Origin of the sequence: Halarcobacter sp. (genome assembly GCF_963676935.1) — a bacterium.
In the GTDB taxonomy this organism is placed as follows: domain Bacteria; phylum Campylobacterota; class Campylobacteria; order Campylobacterales; family Arcobacteraceae; genus Halarcobacter.
The window spans coordinates 2,285,590-2,310,104 of record NZ_OY781470.1 but is presented as its reverse complement, the minus strand read 5'-3'; the positions used below and the strand labels follow the sequence as shown (position 1 = coordinate 2,310,104).

The 24,515-nt window shown below is 27.5% G+C and carries 25 protein-coding genes; 24 read left to right on the top strand and 1 reads right to left on the bottom strand.

Annotation, left to right across the window (positions count from 1 at the left end; genetic code table 11):
* Positions 1 to 2 precede the first annotated feature (2 nt).
* The 21 genes from ACKU4C_RS11325 (at position 3) to ACKU4C_RS11225 (ending at position 20,515) form a co-directional block, all read left to right on the top strand.
* Positions 3 to 758, top strand: coding sequence for a MotA/TolQ/ExbB proton channel family protein (locus ACKU4C_RS11325; RefSeq protein ID WP_321312054.1), 756 nt, complete (start codon positions 3 to 5; stop codon positions 756 to 758).
* A 12-nt stretch (positions 759 to 770) separates the two neighbouring features.
* Positions 771 to 1,544 carry a flagellar motor protein MotB gene (locus ACKU4C_RS11320; RefSeq protein WP_321312052.1) on the top strand — a complete coding sequence of 258 codons (774 nt, stop codon included), beginning with the start codon at positions 771 to 773 and terminating at the stop codon, positions 1,542 to 1,544.
* Positions 1,545 to 1,546: 2 nt separating this feature from the next.
* The gene (locus ACKU4C_RS11315; RefSeq protein ID WP_321312050.1) at positions 1,547 to 1,849 is read left to right on the top strand and encodes a hypothetical protein; all 303 of its coding nucleotides are present in this window, start codon (positions 1,547 to 1,549) and stop codon (positions 1,847 to 1,849) included.
* A gap of 9 nt (positions 1,850 to 1,858) precedes the next feature.
* On the top strand, positions 1,859 to 2,236 hold the full coding sequence (locus ACKU4C_RS11310) for a hypothetical protein (RefSeq protein WP_321312048.1): 378 nt from the start codon (positions 1,859 to 1,861) through the stop codon (positions 2,234 to 2,236).
* On the top strand, positions 2,223 to 2,621 hold the full coding sequence (locus tag ACKU4C_RS11305; protein ID WP_321312046.1) for a hypothetical protein: 399 nt from the start codon (positions 2,223 to 2,225) through the stop codon (positions 2,619 to 2,621). Before ACKU4C_RS11310 ends, ACKU4C_RS11305 begins: the two co-directional genes overlap by 14 nt.
* Positions 2,618 to 3,388 carry a flagellar biosynthesis protein FlhF gene (gene flhF / locus ACKU4C_RS11300; protein WP_321312044.1) on the top strand — a complete coding sequence of 257 codons (771 nt, stop codon included), beginning with the start codon at positions 2,618 to 2,620 and terminating at the stop codon, positions 3,386 to 3,388. The genes ACKU4C_RS11305 and flhF overlap by 4 nt, the downstream gene beginning before the upstream one ends.
* On the top strand, positions 3,385 to 3,768 hold the full coding sequence (locus tag ACKU4C_RS11295) for a hypothetical protein (protein WP_321315876.1): 384 nt from the start codon (positions 3,385 to 3,387) through the stop codon (positions 3,766 to 3,768). The genes flhF and ACKU4C_RS11295 overlap by 4 nt, the downstream gene beginning before the upstream one ends.
* Before the next feature lie 2 nt (positions 3,769 to 3,770).
* A complete protein-coding gene (locus ACKU4C_RS11290; protein WP_321312042.1) occupies positions 3,771 to 4,586 on the top strand; it encodes an AAA family ATPase in 816 nt (271 codons plus the stop codon).
* 56 nt (positions 4,587 to 4,642) lie between these two features.
* On the top strand, positions 4,643 to 4,966 hold the full coding sequence (locus ACKU4C_RS11285) for a hypothetical protein (protein WP_321312040.1): 324 nt from the start codon (positions 4,643 to 4,645) through the stop codon (positions 4,964 to 4,966).
* Between the two features lie 20 nt (positions 4,967 to 4,986).
* On the top strand, positions 4,987 to 5,283 hold the full coding sequence (fliE, locus tag ACKU4C_RS11280) for a flagellar hook-basal body complex protein FliE (RefSeq protein ID WP_321312038.1): 297 nt from the start codon (positions 4,987 to 4,989) through the stop codon (positions 5,281 to 5,283).
* A 14-nt stretch (positions 5,284 to 5,297) separates the two neighbouring features.
* A complete protein-coding gene (gene flgC / locus ACKU4C_RS11275; RefSeq protein ID WP_321312036.1) occupies positions 5,298 to 5,756 on the top strand; it encodes a flagellar basal body rod protein FlgC in 459 nt (152 codons plus the stop codon).
* A 3-nt stretch (positions 5,757 to 5,759) separates the two neighbouring features.
* A complete protein-coding gene (locus tag ACKU4C_RS11270) occupies positions 5,760 to 8,117 on the top strand; it encodes a hypothetical protein (RefSeq protein WP_321312034.1) in 2,358 nt (785 codons plus the stop codon).
* A gap of 5 nt (positions 8,118 to 8,122) precedes the next feature.
* Entirely contained in the window at positions 8,123 to 8,872 is a 750-nt protein-coding gene (locus tag ACKU4C_RS11265) for a flagellar biosynthetic protein FliR (RefSeq protein WP_321312033.1), read from the top strand.
* Positions 8,873 to 8,882: 10 nt separating this feature from the next.
* Complete coding sequence (flhB, locus tag ACKU4C_RS11260) at positions 8,883 to 9,938, top strand: flagellar biosynthesis protein FlhB (protein ID WP_321312031.1); 1,056 nt, start codon at positions 8,883 to 8,885, stop codon at positions 9,936 to 9,938.
* A gap of 3 nt (positions 9,939 to 9,941) precedes the next feature.
* Positions 9,942 to 11,936: a hypothetical protein gene (locus tag ACKU4C_RS11255; RefSeq protein WP_321312029.1), complete on the top strand. Its 1,995-nt coding sequence runs from the start codon at positions 9,942 to 9,944 to the stop codon at positions 11,934 to 11,936.
* Positions 11,937 to 13,241 carry a flagellar protein export ATPase FliI gene (gene fliI / locus ACKU4C_RS11250; RefSeq protein WP_321312027.1) on the top strand — a complete coding sequence of 435 codons (1,305 nt, stop codon included), beginning with the start codon at positions 11,937 to 11,939 and terminating at the stop codon, positions 13,239 to 13,241.
* Positions 13,242 to 13,352: 111 nt separating this feature from the next.
* A complete protein-coding gene (gene flhA / locus ACKU4C_RS11245; RefSeq protein ID WP_321312025.1) occupies positions 13,353 to 15,470 on the top strand; it encodes a flagellar biosynthesis protein FlhA in 2,118 nt (705 codons plus the stop codon).
* Positions 15,470 to 16,939, top strand: coding sequence for a BatD family protein (locus ACKU4C_RS11240; protein ID WP_321312024.1), 1,470 nt, complete (start codon positions 15,470 to 15,472; stop codon positions 16,937 to 16,939). The genes flhA and ACKU4C_RS11240 overlap by 1 nt, the downstream gene beginning before the upstream one ends.
* A gap of 10 nt (positions 16,940 to 16,949) precedes the next feature.
* On the top strand, positions 16,950 to 17,657 hold the full coding sequence (locus ACKU4C_RS11235; protein ID WP_321312022.1) for a hypothetical protein: 708 nt from the start codon (positions 16,950 to 16,952) through the stop codon (positions 17,655 to 17,657).
* Positions 17,644 to 19,347 (top strand): molybdopterin-dependent oxidoreductase, encoded by a 1,704-nt coding sequence (locus ACKU4C_RS11230; RefSeq protein WP_321312020.1) that lies wholly within the window; start codon positions 17,644 to 17,646, stop codon positions 19,345 to 19,347. Before ACKU4C_RS11235 ends, ACKU4C_RS11230 begins: the two co-directional genes overlap by 14 nt.
* Positions 19,334 to 20,515, top strand: coding sequence for an MFS transporter (locus tag ACKU4C_RS11225; protein ID WP_321312017.1), 1,182 nt, complete (start codon positions 19,334 to 19,336; stop codon positions 20,513 to 20,515). Before ACKU4C_RS11230 ends, ACKU4C_RS11225 begins: the two co-directional genes overlap by 14 nt.
* 9 nt (positions 20,516 to 20,524) lie before the next feature.
* On the opposite strand, the gene bioD is transcribed toward ACKU4C_RS11225, so the two are convergent.
* Positions 20,525 to 21,133, bottom strand: coding sequence for a dethiobiotin synthase (bioD, locus tag ACKU4C_RS11220; RefSeq protein WP_321312015.1), 609 nt, complete (start codon positions 21,131 to 21,133; stop codon positions 20,525 to 20,527).
* A 136-nt stretch (positions 21,134 to 21,269) separates the two neighbouring features.
* Between bioD and clpS the strand changes: the two genes are divergently transcribed.
* The 3 genes from clpS (at position 21,270) to ACKU4C_RS11205 (ending at position 24,510) form a co-directional block, all read left to right on the top strand.
* Positions 21,270 to 21,569, top strand: coding sequence for an ATP-dependent Clp protease adapter ClpS (clpS, locus tag ACKU4C_RS11215; protein WP_321312013.1), 300 nt, complete (start codon positions 21,270 to 21,272; stop codon positions 21,567 to 21,569).
* Positions 21,569 to 23,791, top strand: a complete 2,223-nt coding sequence (gene clpA / locus ACKU4C_RS11210) for an ATP-dependent Clp protease ATP-binding subunit ClpA (protein WP_321312011.1) — start codon at positions 21,569 to 21,571, stop codon at positions 23,789 to 23,791. Before clpS ends, clpA begins: the two co-directional genes overlap by 1 nt.
* Positions 23,792 to 23,874: 83 nt before the next feature.
* Positions 23,875 to 24,510, top strand: coding sequence for a c-type cytochrome (locus ACKU4C_RS11205; RefSeq protein WP_321312009.1), 636 nt, complete (start codon positions 23,875 to 23,877; stop codon positions 24,508 to 24,510).
* Positions 24,511 to 24,515 lie beyond the last annotated feature (5 nt).

Genomic DNA, 24,515 nt, shown 5'->3' with positions numbered 1-24,515 from the left:
AAATGGATAAAAGTACAGTAGGTGGTTTAGCCAGTGGTTGGGCACTTATAGCCCTTGCAATTATGTTAGGTGGGGTTGGGTTTGGACCTTATATTGATGTCCCTTCAGTTGTTATTGTATTTGGTGGTACAATTGCCGTAACAGCTGGACAATTTGAAGCTAGTGATCTAAAAAGACTTTCTCCAGCTATGAAAGTTGCTTTAAATGAATCAAAAATTGAACCTTTGCCTGAATTAGTTGAAAAAATTACATTTTATGCAACTGAGATTAAAAAACATGGTGTTATGCACATTGAACAAAAAGTATTAGAAGAAAAAAATGCTTTTTTTAAAGAGGCTTTTCAGCTTTTAGTTGATGGTACTAAAGCAGAGACATTAAAACCTTTATTAGAAACAAAATTAGAGTATATTGATAAAAGACATAGTACAATGATAGGTATGTTTGGAAATATGGGAGGTACTGCTGGTTCTATGGGTATGATTGGTACACTTGTAGGATTAGTTGCGATGCTTGCAAACTTATCTGACCCAGCATCAGTTGGTCCAGCTATGGCTGTTGCATTACTTACGACAATGTATGGTGCATTATTAGGTACTTTATTTGCAGGTTTGATTGAAAGTAAATTAACACAAAAACATAAAAAAGAAGTAGATGCATATGAGGTTATTATACTTGGTACATCTATGATTGCAGCTGAAGAATCAATTGGTAATATAAAAATGCAATTAAATTCTATTTTAGTTGAAGTGGAAGGGTAGTATAAAAGTTTTATGGCAAAAGATAAATGTCCAGAATGCCCAAAATGTTTGCCAGGATGGTTAGTACAATTTGGTGATTTAATGTCTCTTTTATTAACTTTCTTTATTCTTCTTCTGTCTATGGCAGTAATGGATAAAAAGAAAGTTGAAGAGTATTTTGATATTATGCGTAAAGCTATGGGATTTATTGATGCTTCTACTGATGTTCAAACACAATCAGATAAATATTCAACAATGACAAGCACCTCTAAAGATGATAGTATTGATTCTACAGATGATGCAATGGATGAAGCTGTCCAAGAGGTTAATGAAGTAGTAAATCAAATGAATGATAATATTTCAGAAGAGGAAAAACAAATACAAATAGAAAAAGGGAAAAATGAGTTTACATTAGATATTCCCTCTACTATAATGTTTGAAGAGGGACAATACCTTTTATCTAATCCAAATGCAAAAAGATTTATTGCAAAAGTTGCAAGAGTAATTAGAACTTTACCTCAAAGTTATAATATTGAGATTGTAGGACATACATCGGCTAGTATGTATAAAAATGATACAATACCAAGAGACAATTGGGATCTTTCTGCATTAAGATCAATTGAAGTTGTAAAAGAACTTATAAAAAATAGAATAGATCCTGCTGTATTAAAGGTATCTGCTTATGCATCTTTCCATCCAAAAAGTGAAGTTGCTGCAGATAATAGAAGAGTAGAAATGAGGTTTTTTACTGATAATAATCAAAGTGATATATTAGCAGAAGAGAGCTTTTTTGATAGATTGGAGTAAAGATGGAATTAAATACAAACTTTGTTGATGTAAATACTATAAAATCAAATCCAGTTAAGTCATATGAAAATATAAACACAAGTAGTCTTGAAGATGATCAATTAAGAAAAGTTACAGATGATTTTGAAGCTTTTTTTCTTCAACAACTTTTGGATATTTCATTAAAAGACACTAATCTAGCTGGAGAGGGTAGTGGTTCAGATATAGTAAAAGGGATGTATACTGAAGCTATATCAAGTCAAAGTACAGGTACAGTAGGAATTAGTGATTTATTATATAACTTTTTAACAGAAAGAAATAAGTAAGAGTTTATTATGGTAGAAAATATTGTCAATGAAATGTTAGACCTTATACAAAAAATGCAAGAGTTTATAAATCAAGATATTGAAGATATAAAAAAAGCAAAACATGAAGAGCTTTTAAATAGAAATGATGATAAACAATATATGATTGAAAAAATAGCTTCTTATAAGCAAAAACTAAATGAAGAGATTATTAAAGAGATGCAAAATGGAGTAGATGTAAATATCTACAGAGAAAAGGTAGATAATCTAGAAGATGAATTAAAAAGATTATATGAATTAAATAGAAAACTATCATTAATTGTACAACCTATACAGAAGATGTATAAAGATATTGTTGATGATATTAGTGATTCAAATGGAGGAACAGTTTTTAATGTTAAAGCTTAAAATTTTAGTTTTAATGTTTCTTTTGTCAAATCAATTGTTTGGAATAGATGTTTTAGTAACAAAAGTAGATATAAATTATAAAGAGTTAGTTAACCTTGAAGATTTATATAAATCAAATGTAACTAGTGTAAAAAAATTTTGTGAACCAGTAGATGAAAATGATTTTAAAACTACAAAATATCGCGCTTCAAGATATTTGAAAAAGGGTACTATCCTTTGCAAAAAAGATTTAGATAAAGATAAAAATAATTCAGTACTTTTTAATTTTGGTTCAATTCAGATAGAAAGACCAGGCAAAATCATTTTTGAAAATGATGAATATATTAGAATAAAAAGAGAAGATGGTCAAGTTGAAAAAATTTATAAAGATGGAAGAATAGAATGAATATGCTCTCTTTTTTAGGAGAAACACCAACTATTGCCCTACGAAATGCACAAGAGGAATGTGGTGAAGATGCAATTGTAGTTTCAACAAAAAAAATTTCAAGTGCTAATGATGGTAATAAAGATATGTATGAGGTTGTAGTTGCTTTAGAAGATGAACAACAACCTTTAAAACATACAAAGAAAATCAGCACTAATAGTAATCCTTCTAGAGTAGAACCAACTAAAGATGTAAAGTTCTATGATTTTAAAGAAGAGATTTTGAAAATGCAAGATGCTATAATGCAGGTTCAAAAATCTTTATGGGATCCTAAGAGTCAGCTTTATGATTTAACAATTCCTCCAGAATTTGTCGAAATATATAATCTTTTTGAGCAAAATGAGTTTGATCAAGAGATGACCTATACAATTATGAAAAAAACTATTAAGCAGTTACCTATTGCCCTAAAAGCAAATCCTAAAAAAGTTAATGATTTTTTTAAATTGATTCTTAGAAGAATAATCCCAATTAAGCAAGAGATTCCTTTACGAAAGCATCAAAGAAAAATTGTAATGATGGTTGGACCTACAGGTGTTGGGAAAACAACAACTATTGCAAAACTTGCAGCTAGATATGCTTATAAATTAGGACAAAACTATAAAGTTGGAATTGTAACTTTAGACTCTTTTAGAGTAGGTGCAATTGAACAATTACAAGCATATACAAATATTATGAGACTCCCTTTAGAAGTAGTTAAAAAACCAGAAGAATTGGCTGAAGCCTTATAAGATTAAAAGATTGTAATTATATTTTTATTGATACTGCTGGTTCTTCTCAGCACGATATTGACAAGATTGAGATGATTAATGAATATCAAGAAAGAGTACATGAATTACCAATCGAAAAAGTTTTAGTTTTACCTGCAAATGTTAAACATAGTGATTTAATTGATATCTATACAAACTACTCGAGATTAAACATAAATTACCTTACTTTTACAAAACTTGATGAAACAAAAAGTTTTGGAAATTTAATCTCTTTTGCCCATAAAACAAAAAAATCAATTACCTATTTCTCTATTGGGCAAAATGTGCCTGATGATTTAATTGTTTCTGATTCATCATTTCTGATAAACTGTTTTATGAATAATTCTTGCTCAGGGAGATAATATTGTTTAATACAATATCGAATCAAGCTACTAAACTCTTAAATTTAACTAAAAGTAAAAATAATGATTCTAAAACTAGAATTATTACTATTACCTCAGGAAAAGGTGGAGTAGGGAAATCTACATTTACAGCAAATATTGCATACTTATTATCTAGACGTGGCTTTAAAATTGCAGTAATAGATGCAGATATAGGTTTGGCAAATATGCAAGTATTATTTGATTTAAAGCCTAAGTTTACCCTTTTTGATTATATTGAGGGTAGAAATACTATCGATGAAATCATAACACAAACAAATTATGAAAATATATCTTTAATAGCTGGAAAAAGTGGCTATCGGTATGCTAATTTAAAAAATTCTTTAGTTTTGACAAGAGTTGTAAATGATTTAAAAAATTTAAATAACTATGATATAATATTAATAGACACAGGTGCTGGACTTAATGAGTATGTTCAAGAGTTTTTATCAATATCAGACAATATTTTAGCTTTAACGACTACTGATCCTTCCGCCTTAACTGATGTATATGCTTTAATGAAAATGCTTTCAATAAATAAAGATAAACTGTTAATTTGCTTTAATCACACAAAAAATTATAAAATTGGTGAAACAATTGCAAATTCTTTAGTAAATTTAGCTAAAAAGAATAGATTAAATAAAAATTTTATGGTAAAATATATAGGTAATGTTTCATCATCATCAAATATTTCTACAACTTCAAGATTAAGAAAACTATTTGTTCACGAATTTATTAATGATGATATAACAAAACAATTTCACAAGGTGATTGATTCATTACTAAAACATATTAAGTAAGGTCCTATAGTGTCTGCAAGAGCATTTAATACTTTTTTTTCTAACATAGGAATATAATGATAGTAGAAAAATTTTCACAAAGTGTGATAAATAGTGGTATATTTAGATTATATATAGCTACTGGTTTCTTCGCTACACTAATATTCTTTGTGGTAAATGCAGATTTATATACGCCTCTTGAAATGATTTTTGGAATTATTGGTGTAACTATTGTATTAAAAGGTGTTTCAAATATGATGCTCTCTCTAATAATACTACTATTTAATTTAGATAATAAGAGAGAAGAGTTAGATTATAAATATAATGAAGAAAAAATTAATGCTATGATGGCTGAGTTAGGTGTACAAGATGCACAATCTTCAGGCTCTAAAGCTACTTAAAAAATTGAAAGGAAAATAATATGGATGTTTCATCAATTTCAAATTCAATAAGTCCTCTTTTAGATTCACAAAATGTATCAAAAGGGAAAGAACAAGATAATACATTTTCAAATATGTTAAGTGATGCTATGAAAGAAGTAAATAATTCGCAAGTTGAAGGTTATAATGCAATGGAAGGTATTGCAACTGGAAAAGTTAAGAATCTTCAAGAAGCTGTTCAAAAGATTGAAGAAGCAGACCTTTCATTAAAATTAGCATTAGAAGTAAAAAATAAAGCACTTGCCGCATACAAAGAAATTAATAGTATGCAAGTGTAACATAGGAGTTAGAAATGGCTTTTTTTGATGGATATGATGTTGCAGTTTCAGGGATGTCAGCTCAAAGAACTCGTATAAATGTTGTGAGTGCAAATATTGCAAATGCAAAAACAACTCACACAGAAGATGGTGGTCCTTATAAAAAACAAAATGTTGTTTTTGAAGAGATTCTACTTCAAGAAAATCAAAAGCAATCAAATACTATGGATAAAAAACTAAATGAATCTTCTGATATTTCTTTAAGGGGAGTAGGAGTAAAATCAATAGTAGAGGATGATGCTAATCCAGTTATGAGATATGAGCCTTCACATCCAGATGCGAATGCAGAGGGTTATGTTGCATACCCAGATATTAATCCTGTTGTAGAAATGGTTGATTTAATTGAAGCTATGCGTTCATATGAAGCTAATGTTGCAACTTTTAATACACATAAAAATATTGATAGTAAGACATTAGATATAATTAAAGTATAGGTTATGACTAAACAAGTAGATATTTTAAATCTTACTAAAACTGAATCTAGTAAGAAAACAACAACTACAAATAATAAAAAAGAGGGGATGTCTCTTTTTGATTCTTTACTAATGAAAGGTAAAGAAGAGATTAGTAGTAATGAAAATAAATCTACAATAACTAATCAAACATTAGTAAAAAATGACAATACAAAAAATGAACTTACAAACAATAAAACTTCTTTAAATAATACAAATAATAAAACGAATGATGAAACAAAAACTGTAAAAAACTTAGAAGAAAATTCATCTAAAGAAAATTTAGAAAACAATAAATCTCAAAAAACTACACAAAAAGAAACTCAAAATTCTGAAACTGACAAAAAAGCAAATGAAAATAAAGATTTGTCTGAAAAAGATACTACAGTAAAAAAAGAAAATCGTTCAATATCATTATTAGACAAAATGATAATGGATGCAAAAAAAGAGATTGGAAAAGAAAACAATCAAAATAATCCTTCAAAAGAGGAAAATAAATCAACTAATATACCAAATATTGAAGAGAATAAAAAAGAAGAGAGTAAAAATTTAAAAGTTTCTGTAGATACTAAAGAAAATTCAAAAATTTTAGATAGTAATGAAGATACTCAAAAAAATATTGATGTTGAAGATAAAAGTGAAGTAGAAACAGAAGATAAAAAAATAACTGAAAATAAAGAAGAGATAAAAACTAAACAAAATAATGATGTTGAAAATGTGAAATCAAGAAATATAAATCTTGATGAAACAGTAGAAAAAAAAGATATTAATTTAGAAAAAAATGAAAATCCTGATAATCAAGAAGATACTGATAAATTAAAAAATATAAATATACAAAAAGAAAATTCACTTGATACTAAAAATAGTACTTCAAAAGATATTAAAGCTGAAAATCCTGAACAAATAAAAAAAGAAGAAAACTCTAATTTAGATAAATTAAAAAATAACAAAGTAGATGGTTCTTTGGAAAATGATAAAAAAGTTGAGTCAGAAACTAATAAAATTACTAAATCAGTAGATATTGAACAAAAAACTAATCAAAATAAAAATGATAATATTGAAGTTGATGAAGGTTTAGATAAATTAGCTAAACAAGAAAAAGAAGAAAAACAAAATGTAAATAATGAAAAGAAAAATGAACATCAACAAAATCGGAATATAGAACAAGAAGCGAAAAAGCCTCAAGAAAACTCTGAAAATACTACAAAACAAAAAACAGAAAATACTACAAAAGAAAAAACAGAAAATACTCAAAATAATAATATTGAACAAACAAAAAATACAAAAACATTAAATAATTTAGAAGATGAAGCAATAGTAGATGAGGAAAAAACAGTTAAATTGGATAAAAAAATTTTAACCGAAGTTGATACTCAAAATAAGAAAGAAAAAACTTCATCATCTATTGAAAAAATTGTTGAAAATAAAAAAGAAGAAATTACTATAAGCAAAAATCTAGACTTAGAACAAGATACTCAAAAACAAACTGCATTACAAAAGTCAAATGATTTTATGACAAATATCTATTTAAGTTCTCAAAAAGCTACAATGCTTTCTCAAATGACAATGAATAAAAGTGAAGGACTTAAATTAGTAAAAGAAGGAACATCTTTAGATAATATCAAAGATGGTGCAAATATGTTGGATTTAGGTCTTGATAATATGGATGTAAATGTTGAAGAAAGTACGAACGAAACGACTTTTACACAACAAATGAAAAGAAGATCTGATAGTAATTTATCAATTTTAAATAAATTAGCTTTAAACTCAAACAATAATGAAACTATAGAAGATGAAACTAGTTTAAAAACAGAGAGTACTTCTCCATCAACTCAAACTAATATAACTACAAATGAAAATAGTGTAAATATAACTGTGAATTCAAATTTAGCTTTATCGATTCAAAATAGAATAGTTGGTGCTAGACAAGCAATGTCTTCTATGATGTCAGATATTGCAAGAAATATGTATGAAAACTATAAGCCTCCTGTTACTGCATTTAGGATTAATTTAATCCCAGCACAACTTGGTCATATTGCAATTTTAATGAAGAATGAAAGAGATAATTCATTATCTATTAATTTGACTATGTCTAAATCAACTACTCATGATGCAATGGTAGAAAATCAAACTTCATTAAGAGATGCTTTAAATAGAACATTTAATAATAACAACGACACTTTATTTAACTTAAATTTTAATATGGAAGATAGTGAATCAAGTTCTAACAGTTTTTCACAACAACAAAATGAAAATCAAAATAATCAAACACACTCTTCAGATGAAATAGTAGAATCAATAATTCAAAATCAGGATGTTGCTGAAGATATGAATTATATGTAGTTTAAATGCAAGAACTCATATCTTTACTTAATGAAGAAACTCTTTATTCTTTTTTATTACTTTTTGCAAGAATTCTAGCTTTTGTTGCCTTTATTCCAATATTTAATCATACTTCAATTAGTTCAAATATCAGAGTTGCATCAGCATTTTATATAACAATTTTTCTATATCCTTTAGTGGATATATCTGGAAATTTTACAGAAGATAGTTTTATTTTGGCTTTGATAAGTGAAATTACATTAGGATTAATTGCTTCATTATTCTTAAATATTGCTTTTAGTGCAGTTAGAATTATTGGAGATTTTATTGGTTATTCTACTGCATTATCAATGGCTAGTATGTTTGATCCTACAACAGGTTCAAATGAGGGATTAATCAGTAGGCTTTTATATTGGATTGCATTAATGGTTTTTTTTGAAACAGGAATGTATGAGATGACTATTATAATTTTATCAAAAAGTTTTTCAATGGTACATTTAGGAACTTTTAATATTTTTTCTTATGATGGTGTACAGATTGCAATTGATGAAATAAATAGAATGTTTGGTTTTGCTTTTGCTTTTGCTCTACCTTTATTTTTTATAGGTTTTATTATGGATTTATATTATGGGTATGGTACAAAATCAATGCCTGCATTTTCTCCTTTTGTAATAACATTTCAGCTAAAATTTGCATTGATATTTATATTTTTAATATTAGGAATGGAAGTGTTTACTGAAAGTTTTTCAAATTATTTAATTACAAAATTCCAATAAGTAGAGTAATATGGCTGGAGATGAAGAAGAAAAAACCGAAGAACCCACATCCAAAAAAATAGAGGATGCTAAAAAAGAGGGAAATGTACCTAAATCTATGGAAGTAACTGGGGCAACTATCTTATTTTTTGGTTCATTATATTTACTATTTTTTTCAGGTTCTGCTGTCAATGAAATAAAAAAATTAATGCTATTTGTTTATGGGTTTATTGGTCAAGATGTAAGTGGAAATACCTTTTATTCAATAGGATATACTACAGTTATTACTTTAGTTGTTACATTATTACCTCTTTTTATTTTAGTACTTTTACTAACTTTTATAACAAATTGGAGCCAATTTGGATTTTTAATCACTCCTATGAAAATTGATTTACAGAAATTAGACCCTATTAAAGGTATAAAGGGTGTATTTGGATTAAAAAAATTATTAGAAGCTATAAAATTAACTTTAAAATTAATTATAATAGTAACAGTAATGTTTTTACTTTTTACGTTCACTTATAAATCTTTTTTAGCAATGATGAATAAAGAATTTAATGCAACTTTACATACTATAATTGAGCTAACCGGGTATTTTTTAGCTGCTATACTTTTAATTATAATAATTTTTGCTATAATTGATTTTTATTTTACAAGATATTATTTCTTTAAATCTCTTCGAATGAGTAAACAAGAAGTAAAAGATGAATATAAGAATATGGAAGGGGATCCTCAGGTAAAGGGTCGAATTCGTAAGATTCAAATGCAAATGTCAATGAAAAGGATGATGTCAGATGTTCCTGAAGCTGACGTTGTAATTACAAATCCAACTCATTATGCAATTGCCTTGAAATATGATAATCAGGTTGATAATGCACCTAAAGTTGTAGCAAAAGGTATAGATTTTATTGCATTAAAGATAAAAGATATTGCTAGAGATAATAGTATTCCTATAATTGAAAATCCATCTCTTGCTAGATCAATATATTCACAAATCGAGATTGATCAAGAGATACCAAATGAGTTTTATAAAGCTATGGCAGAAATATTCTCATATGTATATGAATTAAAAAAGAAGAAAAGGTAAGTATTGAAACTACTAATAATATTATTTTTATTAAGTTCATTTTTAGAAGCAAGAAAAGATTTTTATTATGGTTTTATAAATTCTTCTGGAAATCAAATCTCTGAAAAAAGGAAACAAGAGATTGCGGATGGGTTTGAGATTATTAATCATGCAAGAAAGATTTCAAAAGAGGGAAAAATTGATGAAGCTTTTTCTCAAATAGAAGCATTTAAAAGAATAAATAAAATAAATGTTTTAGAATCAGATTTAATTATAGTTTATGGAGAACTTGCACTAAAGAAAAAATCAAAAAGAATAATTTTACAAGCATCAAAAGAGTTGGAAGCAGCTATAAATGATTCAAAGATTCATGAAGATGATTTAGCAAAAGCTTATATGGTATTAATTGAATTAAAACTTGATACAAATAAGGCAAATGATGCTTTATATTTTGCAAATATTATTATTAATAATTTTGATAATCCATTAATTAAAGCATATGGAAAAATCTATTTAGCAAAAATACATAAATATCAAAGAGATTATGATAAAGCAATAACTGTATTATATAAAATTTTAACGGAAACAACTGATATTCAAATTGCAACTATTGTAGCTGATGAATTATTTGATGTATATATTGCAAATGGTGAAAGAGAAAAAGCTTATGAACTTATCTCAAAAGTTTTAAAAAGAAATATAGATTATTATGCGCAAGACTCTTTTTTAGCTTTGGAAAAAGTTGATAAACTTACAAAAGTAGGAATGCCAGAGTTTGCAGTAGAGATTTTAACTGAACTTCTTGGTAAAACTAAAAAAGCAGCTTCTATTGAGGATTTTAAATATAAATTGGCAAATACATATATGAGTATGTATGATAGAACAGATAAATATTTATCAAAAGCAAAAGAGTTATATAAAGATATTATAAATGATTTTCCAAATGGAATATTTTTTGAAAAATCAAAAATGTATTTAGATGAGATTCTTATGCGTCAAGGTTATATTGAACCTGCAATTTTAGCTACTAAATACCAGTCTTCAGAATCAATGCAACAAAAAGTATTATTGCAAGAATTATTAAATAATAAAATCAAAAAAAATTATGAAATCATCTTAAAATCAAAAAGGGTTTATAGAAAGATATCAAATAGTATTGCTAAAAGGTTTGGATATGAATCTATTGACGCTATATTTGATGAGGTAAATATTGAACTTATTCAAAATTATTTGAAAACTGGAAAATGTTTTTTATTAAATGAAGCTTTAGAAACTGCAAGAGAACAGACATTTGAACTACTGATAAAAGATGAAAAAACAAAATACGATTTTTTCGAATGTTTAATAGAAGTACCTACACAAAAATCTTATAATCAACTTCTTAAAACCTTTAATAATGATAGAGACCCAAATATATATTTATATTTGGAAAGAATGGCTTTAGCTTTAAAAGATTATGAAGAGGCAGAAAGTTTATCTGCTAAAGTTGAAATGGTTGATAATAAAGATGTTTTATCAAAAGAGTTTTTATATAGGTTTTTAATACTTTATGAAAAAAATGATAATGTGGCACTTGATAGATATTTTGATTATGCTTATAAAAATCCACAATATATAAAAGATAATAATTCTAACCCTGTGATTATAGATTTTTATTACAATTATTATTTGTATTTAGTAAAAAAAGGTTTAACTAATGAATCAAAAGATATTCTTAGAAAACTTTATAATAAACAAAAAGAGTTGAATGCTTATGTTTATTCACCTTTTGTTGAATTAGAATTGGCAAAAATTGAGCAAACAAACAATAATAATAAAAAAGCTTTAGATCTTTTATTAAGTGCTTTAGATTATTCAAGAAGAATAAAACCAAACGATTTAGCGCAAACTTATTATGAGATAATAAAACTTTATGAAGCTTTTGATAACCCAATAAAAAAAGATGAATTTGTAAATAAATGTAAAGAGATAAAAAATACTAAAGATAGTCTTTATAAAAAAATGTGTGATGAGATGTAGATGGATATAGATTCTATAATAAACAGCATTGATTCGGCTAACTTGTCAATCCCTTTTGGAAGAATTGTAAATATCTCTTCTACAACTATAAAGGCAAAAGGTATAGAGGTTGCTGTTGGAGATATTGTAAAGATTGAGTCTCAATCACATTTGTATACTGTATTAGGAATGGTTGCTTCTATTGAATCAGGATATTTTACTATTGTTCCTTTTTCTTTTATTGATGGTTTTAGAATTCAAGACAAAGTTTATTTACAAAAAGAGGGCTTATCGGTTAAAGCTGGATATGGTCTATTAGGAAGAGTTGTAAATGCTTTGGGAGAACCAATTGATGAAAAAGGAAAAGTTAAAGACTTAGAAGAGAGTTCAGCTATAAATAAAATCTCAATGCCTGCCCTTGAAAGAGGAATTATTAACGAGAGATTTTCAACAGGTGTAAAAGCAATTGATTCTATGTTAACTTCAGGAAAAGGTCAAAAAGTTGGTATTTTTGCTGGTTCTGGTGTGGGAAAATCAACTCTTATGGGAATGATTGTTAAAGGTTGTGAAGCTCAAATAAAAGTTGTTGCATTGATTGGTGAGAGAGGACGTGAGATACCGGAGTTTATCCATTACAATCTTAATGATAACCTTGAAAATACAATTATAGTTGCAGCTACTTCTGATGAATCAGCTTTAATGAGAAAATATGGAGCTTTTACTGCAATGGCTATAGCAGAGTTTTTTAGAGATAAAGGTCATGATGTTCTTTTGATGATGGATTCTGTTACAAGATTTGCTATGGCACAAAGAGAGATTGGTTTAAGTACAGGAGAACCTCCTGTTAGTAGAGGATATCCCCCTTCTGTTTTTGCACTTTTACCTCAATTAATGGAAAGAGCTGGTAATAATGCAAAGGGTTCGATTACTGCTTTTTTTACAGTGTTAGTTGATGGAGATGATATGAATGACCCAATTGCTGACCAAAGTAGGTCAATTCTTGATGGACATATAGTCTTAACAAGAGACTTAACAGAGCAAGGATTTTATCCTCCTATAAATCTTTTGAAATCAGCCTCAAGGGTAATGGATAAAGTGGTGAGTGATGATCATTATAATGATTTTTTAAAGCTAAAAAGGATATTATCTCTCATTAAAGAAAATGAAGTATTAGTAAGAGTTGGTGCATATAAACCAGGTATGGATGCTGAATTAGATGATGCTCTTGCACGAAAAGAAAAAATAAGAGAATTCTTAACTCAAAGTATGAAAGAACAATATAACTTCAATGAAATAGTTGCGAAGTTCAAGGAGGTATTTAAGTGATATATATAACTTTATTAAATATCCCATCTTTGTACAAAAAAGAAAAACTGTCTCTTATATCAATAGATAATTCATCTTTAAAAAATTTTATTAGATAGAATAAAGTAATAAATGAATTTTAAAAAATTTTTCTCAAAAGACTTATTTGTAGTTGCACTTTTTGTATCTATTTTAACAATTATTATAATACCTCTGCCAAAGGGGGCATTAGATTTTTTCTTAGTTATATCTTTGTCTTTGTCTTTGCTTATTTTATTAATCTCATTATATATTCAAAAGCCAGCAGATTTAACTACATTTCCAACAATAATACTGATATTAGCTCTTTTTAGGCTTTCCCTTAATATTGCAACAACAAGGTCTATTTTAAGTGAAGGGCATAATGGTCCAGAAGCAGTAAGTTCAATAATCTCTGCCTTTGGTGATTTTGTTGTTGGTGGAAATATGGTAATTGGTATTATTGTATTTATTATTCTAGTATTAATTAACTTTATGGTTGTAACTAAAGGTGCAACAAGAGTTGCTGAGGTTACTGCTAGATTTACACTTGATTCAATGCCTGGTAAACAAATGGCAATTGATGCAGATTTAAATGCTGGATTTATTGATGATAAACAAGCTCAAATAAGAAGAAAAGAACTAATTACTGAAGCAAATTTCTATGGAGCTATGGATGGGTCATCAAAGTTTGTAAAGGGTGATGCTGTTGCTGGTATTATTATCACTTTAGTAAACCTTGTTGGGGGACTTTTAATTGGATTATTCCAACATGATATGACTGTATCTCAAAGTGGTGAGATATATACAATTTTGACAATTGGTGATGGTTTAGTAGCTCAAATTCCTGCACTTATTTTATCAACTGCAACAGCAATTATAATTACTAGATCTAATATGGATGAAGATAAATTTGCTAACCAATCAGTTTCTCAATTAGTAAAAGATTCGAAGTCATTAGTATTAGTTGGTATAGGAATGGTACTTTTTGGTTTTGTTCCTGGTTTCCCAACAGGTATCTTAGTGATTATGGGACTTCTAATGGTATTTATTGGATATACAATTAGTATGATTGAGAGTGAAAAAGATAATGTCATTACCAGATTGTTTAGTTCTAAAAAAGATGGTAAAGATAAAATTGAGCCATCAGCTGATTTAAAAGACTTTAAAGATAAAAAGAAAAGATCTGCTCCAGATGAAAAGAAAGTTATGGAAGGGATTATGAAGCTAGAGGTTTTAGAATTAAAACTTGGAATTAGATTGTTACAACTAGTTCAAGGAGACTCTGAACTTTTAGACAAAATTAGAGGTATTAGAAAAACAATTGCAAGTGAATTGGGTTTTGTAATCCCACAAATAAGAATTTCAGATGATACAACACTTGCGCCAAATGAGTATCAACTTTATCTAAAAAGAATCCCTATTGCAAAAGGAAGAGTAGAAACAAATAAACTTCTTGCAATGGGTGGTGTACCAAATGAAAAAATAAAAGGTTTAAGAGTAAAAGAACCAGTATTTAATCTTGATGCAACATGGATTGAAGAGAAACAAAAAGAGGAAGCTTTAATGAAAGGCTTTACAGTTGTTGATGCTCCTACAATAATCTCAACCCATCTATCAGAATTAATTAAAAAACATTCTGAAGATATTATTACTAGACAAGATATTGTAGATATTGTTGAAGGATTAAAAAAAGATTTCCCTATTGTTGTTGAAGAAGCGATGAAAGTTACCTCTTATGGATCATTACTAAAAGTGTGTAAAGATCTATTACATGAAAAAATCCCTATTGTTGATATGTTAACAATAGTTGAGGCAATTGCAGATATTGCTGAGTTTACAAAAGCACCAGATATTCTCCTTGAACATGTAAGAAGTAAATTATACAGACTTATTACAGAAAGGTTTAAAGATAACGATGGAACTTTACATATAATTACAATTAAGCCTGATATTGAACAACAGTTTATAGGAAAACTTCAAGAACAACATGGAGTATCTCAACTTATGCTTTCAATTGCAGAGATTAATAATTTAGTTACTAAAACTAAAGAACTTATGGAAGAGATTGAATCTAAAGGGTTTAGTAAAGTTGCTATGGTTGTAGATCCACTTTTAAGAAAAAGAATTTCGGAAATCTATGAAAAATTTGGGTTGCAAATAGCAGTATTATCCCATGCAGAACTCGACTCTAAAGCAAATTTTGCCATAGAAGGAACATTAGCATTTTGATGAAACCAATTAAGTATATTTTATTTTTTTTAATTTTAAGTATAAATGTATTTGCAAGTGTTAATTTAAAAGCCCCAGATAGCTTTATAAAAGGTGAGCCTTATTATTTTGATATAGAAGTTTCTGGAAGCTCTATTAAATTTCCTAAGATAGAAAAAATAGATAATTATATTGTAGAGAGTCAAGGTACCTCAAAATCTTTACAAATTATAAACGGTGATTACAACGAAAAGTTAACAAAAAGATTTAAAATAGTTCCATCAGATGATTTTACAATTCCAAAATTTAAATTTATTATTGATGATAAAGAGGTTTATACTGAAGAAAAAACAGTTAGCTTAAGAACTGTGAATAAAACAAATTCAACTAATTTTGATTTAACATTAATACCTTCTAAAGATGAATTATATGTAGGTGAAGATTTAGTTGTAAAATTAATATTTAAATATAAAAGAGATTTGCAAATTACAAATTTAGGTTTTGAAAAACCTCATTTTGAGAACTTTTGGTATAAAAGAATAGAAAATAAAAATGATAGATATGAACAAAATGGTTATATAGTTCAAGAGTTAGATTTTTTACTTTTCCCTCAAAAAAATGGAGAGTTAACTGTTGGGCCACTAAGAGTTGATGCACAAATGATGCAATCAAACAGCTCAACTCCTTTTGGATTTTTTTCTAGTGTCCCAAAAGTGGAAAAGATATATTCAAATAAATTAAGTTTTAATGTAAAAAAGCTTCCTGAAAATACCTCTTTGATTGGAGATTTTAATATATCTGCTAGTGTAAATAAAATAGATATAAAACAAGGGGAATCTGTATCTTTAAAATTAGAGATTAGCGGGGTTGGAAATTTTGATGATATAGAAGATATAAAACTTGATATCCCTAATGCAACTGTTTATGATAATAAGCCTGATGTGAAAACTAAATATTCAGATTTGGGATATGAAGGTACTTATACAAAAGTTTTTTCTATTATTCCTGAAAGTTCAATAACTATTCCAAATATAAAATTAAAATATTTTGATAAAAAAAATAAAAAAATTGTTGAAAAAAGTACTCAAGAGTTTAATATAAAAGTTGAAAAAGCTGAAAAAAAACAAAAAGTTATATTGGAAAAACCAAAAGAAACTAAAGAGCTTACAAAAGAAAAGGTAGTGATAAAAGAAAATATATCTACTGAAGAGAAAATTAAATATTTTATCTTTGGTATAATAGCTACTTTATTAATTTTGGGTTTATATAAACTTGTTACACTTCAAGGCAAGGAAAAGGTATCAAAAGAGACTCCTTTAAATAAACTAATAAAAAGCTCAAAAGATAAAAATGAGTTAATAAAAGTTTTAATTCCATATTTGAAAATTGATTCTACATTAGATAGATTGATTTTTGAGTGTGAAAGTGAAAAAGAGTTTAAGATACTTAAAAAAGAGATTCTTACAAGAATCAAAGAGATTAAATTATAAGAGGTAATATATGAGATATTTGTTAATTGTTATAGCCATTGTTTCTTTTTCATTTGCAAATGAATTTTATGCAAAATTAGAACCTATTGAGAGTTATGAGATTAAATCATCTGTTAGTGGGAAAATTATATTCTCAAATAAAAATATTGAGGGTAAAAAAGCAAATAATTCAAAAATTATAGAGATTGATTCATATGTAGATAGAATTGATTTAGAACAATCATTGAAAAAATTAGAAGCTATGAATGAGATGATTGAATTACAAAATACAAACTATCAAAGATTGATGCAAATAAAATCTAAATCAGGTTATGAAAAAGATAATCAGAAGATTAATGTAGTAAATTTAGAGATTAATAAAGCTGATATTTTAATTAATATAGCTAACTTAAGAGATAGTATAAAAAATAAAAAACTTATAGAAAAAAACTATTATATCTATAATATTGCGGTTAATGAAGGAGATTATGTTACTCCTGGAACTTTACTTTATGAAGCAAAAGATTTAAGTAAAGGAAAACTTGAGATTTTTATTCCTATTTTAGATATTGATACAATCAAAGATAAAGATATTTATTTAGATGGTAAAAAAACAGATTTAAAGATTAATAAGATATATAATGTAGCAGATTCAAAACATATATCATCTTATAAAGTTAAGATAATTGTAAATAATCCAAAACAATTTTCTAGGTTAATAAAGATTGAATTCAAATAACAAAATAGCCTGTCCACTTGACTGCTTTGACACTTGTGAAGCAGTCTTAATTGATGGAAAAATAAAAGGAAATAAAGAACATCCTACTACAAAATCCAAACTTTGTGTTAATTTTGCAAATCTATTAAGAGAGGATTTTTTAGAAGATGCTTATATTGGCAAAAAAAAAGTATCTTTAGATGAAGCTTTGCAAGAGTTTACTTCAAAATTAAAAGATATAAAGCCTGAAGATACTTTATACTATAAAGGTGCTGGAAATTTAGGAGTTATGCAAAACTCTCCTAAAATATTTTTTAACAATTTTGGCTCAATACTTACTAAAGGTAGTCTTTGTGAGGGTGCAGGGGAAGAGGGTATAACTCTTGGAAGAGGGAAAAATGTCAACCCTCCAATTGAAAAATTGATAAACTCTGATGTAATTATAGCATGGGGACGAAACTATACAATTACAAGTCCACATATGTATGAACTTACAAAAGATAAGATATTTATAACTATTGACCCTGTAGCAACGCCAATTGCAAAAAAATCCGAACTACATTTACAAATAAATCCAAAAACTGACCATGAACTAGCTTTATTGCTAACAAGATTTGCATATATGGAAGATATGGAAGATAAAGAGTTTATAGAACAATCAAATGGTGCTGATTGGTTTTTTGATTTAGCCAAAAGTAGACCCTTAGTTTCATATGAACAAACAACAGGAGTATCTCTTCAGGATATTACAAAATTTTTTGAAATTATTAAAGGTAAATCTGTATCAATTATGCTAGGTATAGGTATTCAAAAATATTATGAGGGTACAAATATAACAAGAGCCATTGACTCTTTTGCAGGATATATTGGATTACATAATAAAACTGCTGGTGGAGTTTGGTATTTAAGTGATTCTGCATATTCCTATGAATCAAAATTTAGTGTAAAAGGAAAAAAATATATTCCCTTACCTGAAGTTGATTTTTCAAAATATAAATTGGTGTTTATCCAAGGAGCAAATCCAGTTGTAAGTGCACCAAATACAAAAAGAGTAATAGAGGGATTAAAAAATACTTTTGTAGTCTTTTTTGGCACAACTTTTAATGATACTTGTGAATATGCAGATATTATAATACCTTCTACTAATTTTAAAGCAAAAAAAGATGTAAGACTTTCATATGGGCATGAATATAAAGCTATATCTTATGATTTAGAAAAGAAACAAAATAATAGTATAAGTGAATATGAGTTTACAGCGTATATGAATAAACAATTTGGTTTTGATGGTTTAGTTGATCTTAATGAAACTTTTGAATATTACAAAAATAAAGAGTTTGTTGATGATTCAAAAATAGAAAACTTTGAGTTTTTAGAAGAGCTTGAAGTGGAAAATCTTTATGAAAGAAAAGAAGAAGATGAATACTATCTACTTTTTAGAAAAAGAAAGAATAATCTAAACTCACAATTTAAAGAGGATAATTTTTTATATATAAATCCAGATTGTGAATTTGAAGAGAATCAAAATGTAATTGCAAAATCTTCTTATGGTGAATCCTCTTTTATTATAAAATTTGATGAAGATATAAAAAAAGGTTCTATTGTACTTTTTGCAGGAAATAAAAAAGCAAACTATTTAACCAATCATAAAAGTGATGAATTAGCTTCCTCTGCCATGTTTCAAGAGGTATTAATAAAACTTGAATTATCGTGAATTATTAACTAAATATCCTGTTATTAGAAAACTATCATTATTGCAACTTATAGCATATTTTGGTGCATGGTTTTCTAATGTAGCAATTTATACAATGGCGGTAAACTTTGGTTCTACAGCCTTTGCTATATCTTTAATTACAGCAATGCATCTAATACCTGCTATTTTAATTGCACCCTTGTCTGGTTCAATAATTGATAGGTTCAAAATAAAGTCCTTGATGTTGACACTTCTTTGTATAGAACTTCTTATGACACTTCTTTTTTTGACAATTGATAGTAAAGATGACTTATGGATTTTAATGATTTTAATATTTATAAGAATGGGAAGCTCCTCTATGTTCTTTTCAACAGAGATGTCTTTATTGCCCAAACTTATTAGTGGTAAAGCTTTACAAAAAGCAAATGAGATACATTCTATAATCTGGTCTTTTACCTATTCAGCAGGAATGGCTGTTAGTGGAGTTGTAGTAAATTATTTAGGAATTAAAACTGCAATAATTATTGATGCTTTCTTTTTTGTTGCAGCAATTATTTTATTTTTAAATATTGAGTTTAAAGTTGAAATAATTCATACAAATGAAAAAATACGCACAATGATAAAAGATGGTTTTTTATATTTGAAAAATAATAAAATTGTTTTACATCTTTTATTTTTACATTCAAGTGTAGGATTAACCTCTTTTGATACACTAGTTACCCTTCTAGCTAAAAATGAATATAAATATGTAATAGCAGTACCATTGTCAATTGGTATAACAAATGCTGTACGTGCTTTTGCTTTAATGATTGGTCCTTTTTTTATCACAAATAGAATAAATAAAGATAGTTTAACTTATATATTTGTATTTCAAGGGTTTGCAATTATTCTTTGGAGTTTTCTTCAGTTTAATTTTTATCTTGCCTTAATCTCTTTATTTTTTACAGGATTTGTTACTACAACAATATGGTCATATACATATGCTTTAATTCAAGAAAAAGTTGAACATAAATATTTAGGAAGGGTAATATCTTATAATGACATGATATTTATGATTTCTAATGTCTCTACAACCTTCTTTATAGGTGTGGCAGCAGGATTCTTTTCTTTACAATTAATTACATTTATTTTAGGTTTGGGATTTTTCGCTTTTGCTATTTATTATAAGTGGTTAAAAACCTATTTATAAGAGTTGGATTTAATCCAACTCATGAAGATAGTTAAGTTTTCCAAAATAATCTTCTAAAAAAGGTTTTGAAACTTCCTTATAGCTATCTTTATCTTGAAAAAGATTTATATACCAATCAAAATCAATATTTTTCCCTTTTAAACACTCAATTGATAATAAAATATCATTTATACATCCAAGTTTAGAAGGAGCTATTAATATAGCTTTTGCTTCAAAAATATTTATTAAATCTACCATAAATAAATCTTTTTTAATAGGTACTTTTAAACCTCCCGCCCCTTCAATAACTAAAAAATCACACATGGTCTCTAAATAGTTTATTTTATCTTTTAAAAATTCCAAATCAATATTTTGATCCTCTTTTGCAACATATGGTGCAGCAGGTAATTTAAATTGATAAGGAACAACATCTTCAATTGTTGCTTTAAATTTAGGATTAAGTTTTTTTACAAGATTTAACATTTTTGAACCATCAAGTGGCTCTTTTATTACACCTGTTTCACACGGTTTAAAGTATCCAACTTTTAAACCTTTGTTTGCATAATACTTTAATATTTGTTCACTGGCATAGGTTTTTCCCACATCCGTGTTAGTTGCAGTAATAAATACTCTGTTCATTTATAATTCCTTTCTAAAATGTAAGTTTATCAAAATATTAAATAAACTTTAAAATATTTTATAAACAATTTGTTTTACTAAGATTAGTTGTTTTTTGTTATAATATATACAACACTGAATTAAAAAGAGGTATATTGTGGCAAACGAATTAGAAATTGAACTTGATAATGATTTGGAAGTGGAAGAACCAAAGAAATATAAAGTATTTTTGTTAAATGATGATTATTCAACAATGGATTTTGTAATAGATGTTTTAACTAGAGTTTTTAGAAAAAATATTGACCAAGCAACAAAGATCATGTTAAATATTCACAATAATGGAAAAGATGTTTGTGGAATATATACTCATGAGATTGCATCAACAAAAGTTGCTCAAGTGAAAACTTTGGCTAGAGAAAAGGGTTTCCCTTTAAAAGCGATAATGGAAGAAGAGTAATGATTAGTAAAGAGTTAAGAAATATATTTGCGCAAGCTGTAAGCTATGCAAAGAAAAGTAGGCATGAATATTTAACAATTGAACATATTTTTTTAATGCTTATTCATGATGAAGTTATTGATAATCTTTTAAATGACTTAGGTTTAGATAAGAGTAAAATCTTTAATGAGATAAAAAAACATATTGAAGAGAATACTCCTGTTTTCCCTGAAAATATAGAAGATGAACCTATTGAAACAATTACACTAACATCTACTATTGAAAATATGGTAGCACATACCCAAAGTAGTGGAAAAAGAAATGCTGGTGTAGAAGATATGTTTGTAGCTATCTTAAAAGATGAAAAATCTTATGCTACCTTCGTTTTAAAATCAGCAGGGGTGGAGAGAGTTGATATCTTAGAAGAGATTTCTCATAATGAAGATTCTGAAGAGTTTGATGAAAATGGATTAAAAGATGATTCAAAAGATAATAAAGTCTTAGACAAAAACTCAATAGAACTAGTGGCTCTTGCACAAAAAGGTGAAATTGATCCTGTAATTGGCAGAACATTAGAAGTTAGTAGAGTTGTACAGATTTTAAGTAGAAGAAAGAAAAACAATCCAATATTAGTTGGGGAACCAGGGGTAGGAAAAACAGCAATAGCAGAAGGTTTGGCTTTAGAGATTGCAAATAAAAGAGTTCCTGAGTTTTTAGAAAATGCAAAAGTATACTCACTAGATATGGGTTCAATGCTTGCTGGAACTAAATATAGAGGTGATTTTGAGAAAAAATTAAAAGCACTTCTAAAAGAGATTGTAAAAATTCCTAATGCAATTTTATTTATTGATGAGATTCATACAATAGTTGGAGCTGGAAGTGTAAGTGGAAGCTCTATGGATGCTTCTAATATCTTAAAACCAATGTTAGCAAATGGAAAATTAAGATGTATAGGTGCTACTACTTTTAGTGAGTTTAGAAACGATTTTTCAAAAGACAAAGCCTTAAGCAGAAGATTTGCAAAAGTTGATATTAATGAACCATCATTGGAAGATACTGTAACTATATTAGAGGGGATAAAATCTAAATACGAAGATTTTCACAATGTAAAATATAGTAAAAGTGCAATTGAAATGGCAGTTGAACTTAGTAAAAAATATATTAATGATAGATTTTTACCTGATAGTGCTATTGATGTTATTGATGAGGTTGGAGCTAGTAAAAAGATTGAATACTCAACAGTAAATAAAAAGAATATCTCAATTACTCAAAAAGATATTGAAGATACTGTTGCAAAAATGGCACATATCCCATCTAAAGCAACTACTAGATCAGATATTAGTTTATTAAAAAATCTTGAAAAAAGAATGCAAAAAAGAGTATTTGGACAAGATAGTGCTATCTCAACTATTGTTCAATCAATTAAAAGAAATAAAGCTGGACTTAATATTGATAAAAAACCAATTGGAAGTTTCCTTTTTACTGGACCAACTGGTGTAGGTAAAACAGAAGTTGCAAAAGAGCTATCTACTCAATTGGGTATCCATTTTGAGAGATTTGATATGAGTGAATATATGGAACCCCATACAATATCAAGACTTATTGGCGCACCTGCTGGATATGTTGGTTTTGAAAATGGTGGATTATTAACTGAAGCTATTAGAAAACATCCACATTGTGTTTTACTTCTTGATGAGGTAGAAAAAGCACATCCGGATTTAATGTCGATTCTTTTACAAGTTATGGATAATGCAGAATTAACAGATAATAGTGGTAATAAAGCTGATTTTCAAAATGTCATTTTAATTATGACATCAAATTTAGGTGCAGCGGAAGCAAATGTTATGGGGTTTGCAAAAGATGATTCATTAAATGAAAATAAAGCAGTAAATAAATTCTTTGCGCCAGAGTTTAGAAATAGACTAGATGCAATGGTAAGCTTTACTTCACTATCTATGGATATTGTTGCAAAAGTTGCTGGTAAGTTTGTAGAAGACTTAGAAAAACAACTTGAAAATAAAAAAATAAAAATTACAATATCTGCTAAAGCTAAAAAAGAGCTTGCAGAACTTGGTTACGACAAGGCAATGGGTGCAAGACCTCTATCTAGGGTTATTTCTGATAAAATTAAAAATGTATTAACAGATGAAATTTTATTTGGAAAACTTAAAAAAGGTGGGAATGTTAAGATTGATTTTGTTAAAGATGAGTTTAAATTTACTTATACACCGTTAGATAAGTAAAATTTATATACTAAAATAAATCATAAACTCTTTTTTAACTAAAAAAAAGTAAAATTTTAACTTATTTTACTCAAGGGATTAGTATGAAAAAAATTTTGTTAAGTTCAGTCGTTGCTGTTATGATTTTCACAGGATGTGGAGAAGAAAAAACTAATGAGCCAAAAGCAGAAGTTACACCTGCTGTTACTACTGAAAACAAAACTGCTGAAGAGAAGTTTGTAGATCAAGTTAAAAAATCAACTTCAGAGGTTGCTTCAAAAATATCTGAAGAATCAAAAAAAGTGGTTGATGCTAGTAAAGATGCCGTTGAAAGTGTAAAAGATAAAGTTGCAAAAACTACTGAAGATGTAGTTGAAAAGACACAAGAAGTAACTAAAGAAGTAGTTGACAGTGCAAGTGAAACAAAAGATAAAATTGAAGAGAGTATTAATACAATTGTTGCTGCTAAAACTAATACAAATGATTCTACTAACTTATTAGAAAAAGGTAAAGGTATTTATCTTAAATGTGCTGGTTGTCATGGATCAAGTGCAGAGAAACCTGCTTTAGGTAAATCTCAAGTTATAAAAGGTTGGGATAAAGATAAAATTGTTTCATCTTTAAATGGGTATAAAGATGGCACTTATGGTGGTGTTATGAAAGGTGTAATGAAAAGTCAAGTAGCTAACATGACTCAAGAGGATATTGAGGCTGTTTCAGAATATATTGCTACCTTCTAATATCC

Excerpts from the sequence above, each read along its gene's own strand:
- ACKU4C_RS11325 (WP_321312054.1), top strand. The coding sequence starts at position 3 with ATGGATAAAAGTACAGTAGGTGGTTTAGCCAGTGGTTGGGCACTTATA.
- ACKU4C_RS11320 (WP_321312052.1), top strand. The coding sequence starts at position 771 with ATGGCAAAAGATAAATGTCCAGAATGCCCAAAATGTTTGCCAGGATGG.
- ACKU4C_RS11315 (WP_321312050.1), top strand. The coding sequence starts at position 1,547 with ATGGAATTAAATACAAACTTTGTTGATGTAAATACTATAAAATCAAAT.
- ACKU4C_RS11310 (WP_321312048.1), top strand. The coding sequence starts at position 1,859 with ATGGTAGAAAATATTGTCAATGAAATGTTAGACCTTATACAAAAAATG.
- ACKU4C_RS11305 (WP_321312046.1), top strand. The coding sequence starts at position 2,223 with ATGTTAAAGCTTAAAATTTTAGTTTTAATGTTTCTTTTGTCAAATCAA.
- flhF (WP_321312044.1), top strand. The coding sequence starts at position 2,618 with ATGAATATGCTCTCTTTTTTAGGAGAAACACCAACTATTGCCCTACGA.
- ACKU4C_RS11285 (WP_321312040.1), top strand. The coding sequence starts at position 4,643 with ATGATAGTAGAAAAATTTTCACAAAGTGTGATAAATAGTGGTATATTT.
- fliE (WP_321312038.1), top strand. The coding sequence starts at position 4,987 with ATGGATGTTTCATCAATTTCAAATTCAATAAGTCCTCTTTTAGATTCA.
- flgC (WP_321312036.1), top strand. The coding sequence starts at position 5,298 with ATGGCTTTTTTTGATGGATATGATGTTGCAGTTTCAGGGATGTCAGCT.
- ACKU4C_RS11270 (WP_321312034.1), top strand. The coding sequence starts at position 5,760 with ATGACTAAACAAGTAGATATTTTAAATCTTACTAAAACTGAATCTAGT.
- ACKU4C_RS11265 (WP_321312033.1), top strand. The coding sequence starts at position 8,123 with ATGCAAGAACTCATATCTTTACTTAATGAAGAAACTCTTTATTCTTTT.
- flhB (WP_321312031.1), top strand. The coding sequence starts at position 8,883 with ATGGCTGGAGATGAAGAAGAAAAAACCGAAGAACCCACATCCAAAAAA.
- fliI (WP_321312027.1), top strand. The coding sequence starts at position 11,937 with ATGGATATAGATTCTATAATAAACAGCATTGATTCGGCTAACTTGTCA.
- flhA (WP_321312025.1), top strand. The coding sequence starts at position 13,353 with ATGAATTTTAAAAAATTTTTCTCAAAAGACTTATTTGTAGTTGCACTT.
- ACKU4C_RS11240 (WP_321312024.1), top strand. The coding sequence starts at position 15,470 with ATGAAACCAATTAAGTATATTTTATTTTTTTTAATTTTAAGTATAAAT.
- ACKU4C_RS11235 (WP_321312022.1), top strand. The coding sequence starts at position 16,950 with ATGAGATATTTGTTAATTGTTATAGCCATTGTTTCTTTTTCATTTGCA.
- bioD (WP_321312015.1), bottom strand. The coding sequence starts at position 21,133 with ATGAACAGAGTATTTATTACTGCAACTAACACGGATGTGGGAAAAACC.
- clpA (WP_321312011.1), top strand. The coding sequence starts at position 21,569 with ATGATTAGTAAAGAGTTAAGAAATATATTTGCGCAAGCTGTAAGCTAT.
- ACKU4C_RS11205 (WP_321312009.1), top strand. The coding sequence starts at position 23,875 with ATGAAAAAAATTTTGTTAAGTTCAGTCGTTGCTGTTATGATTTTCACA.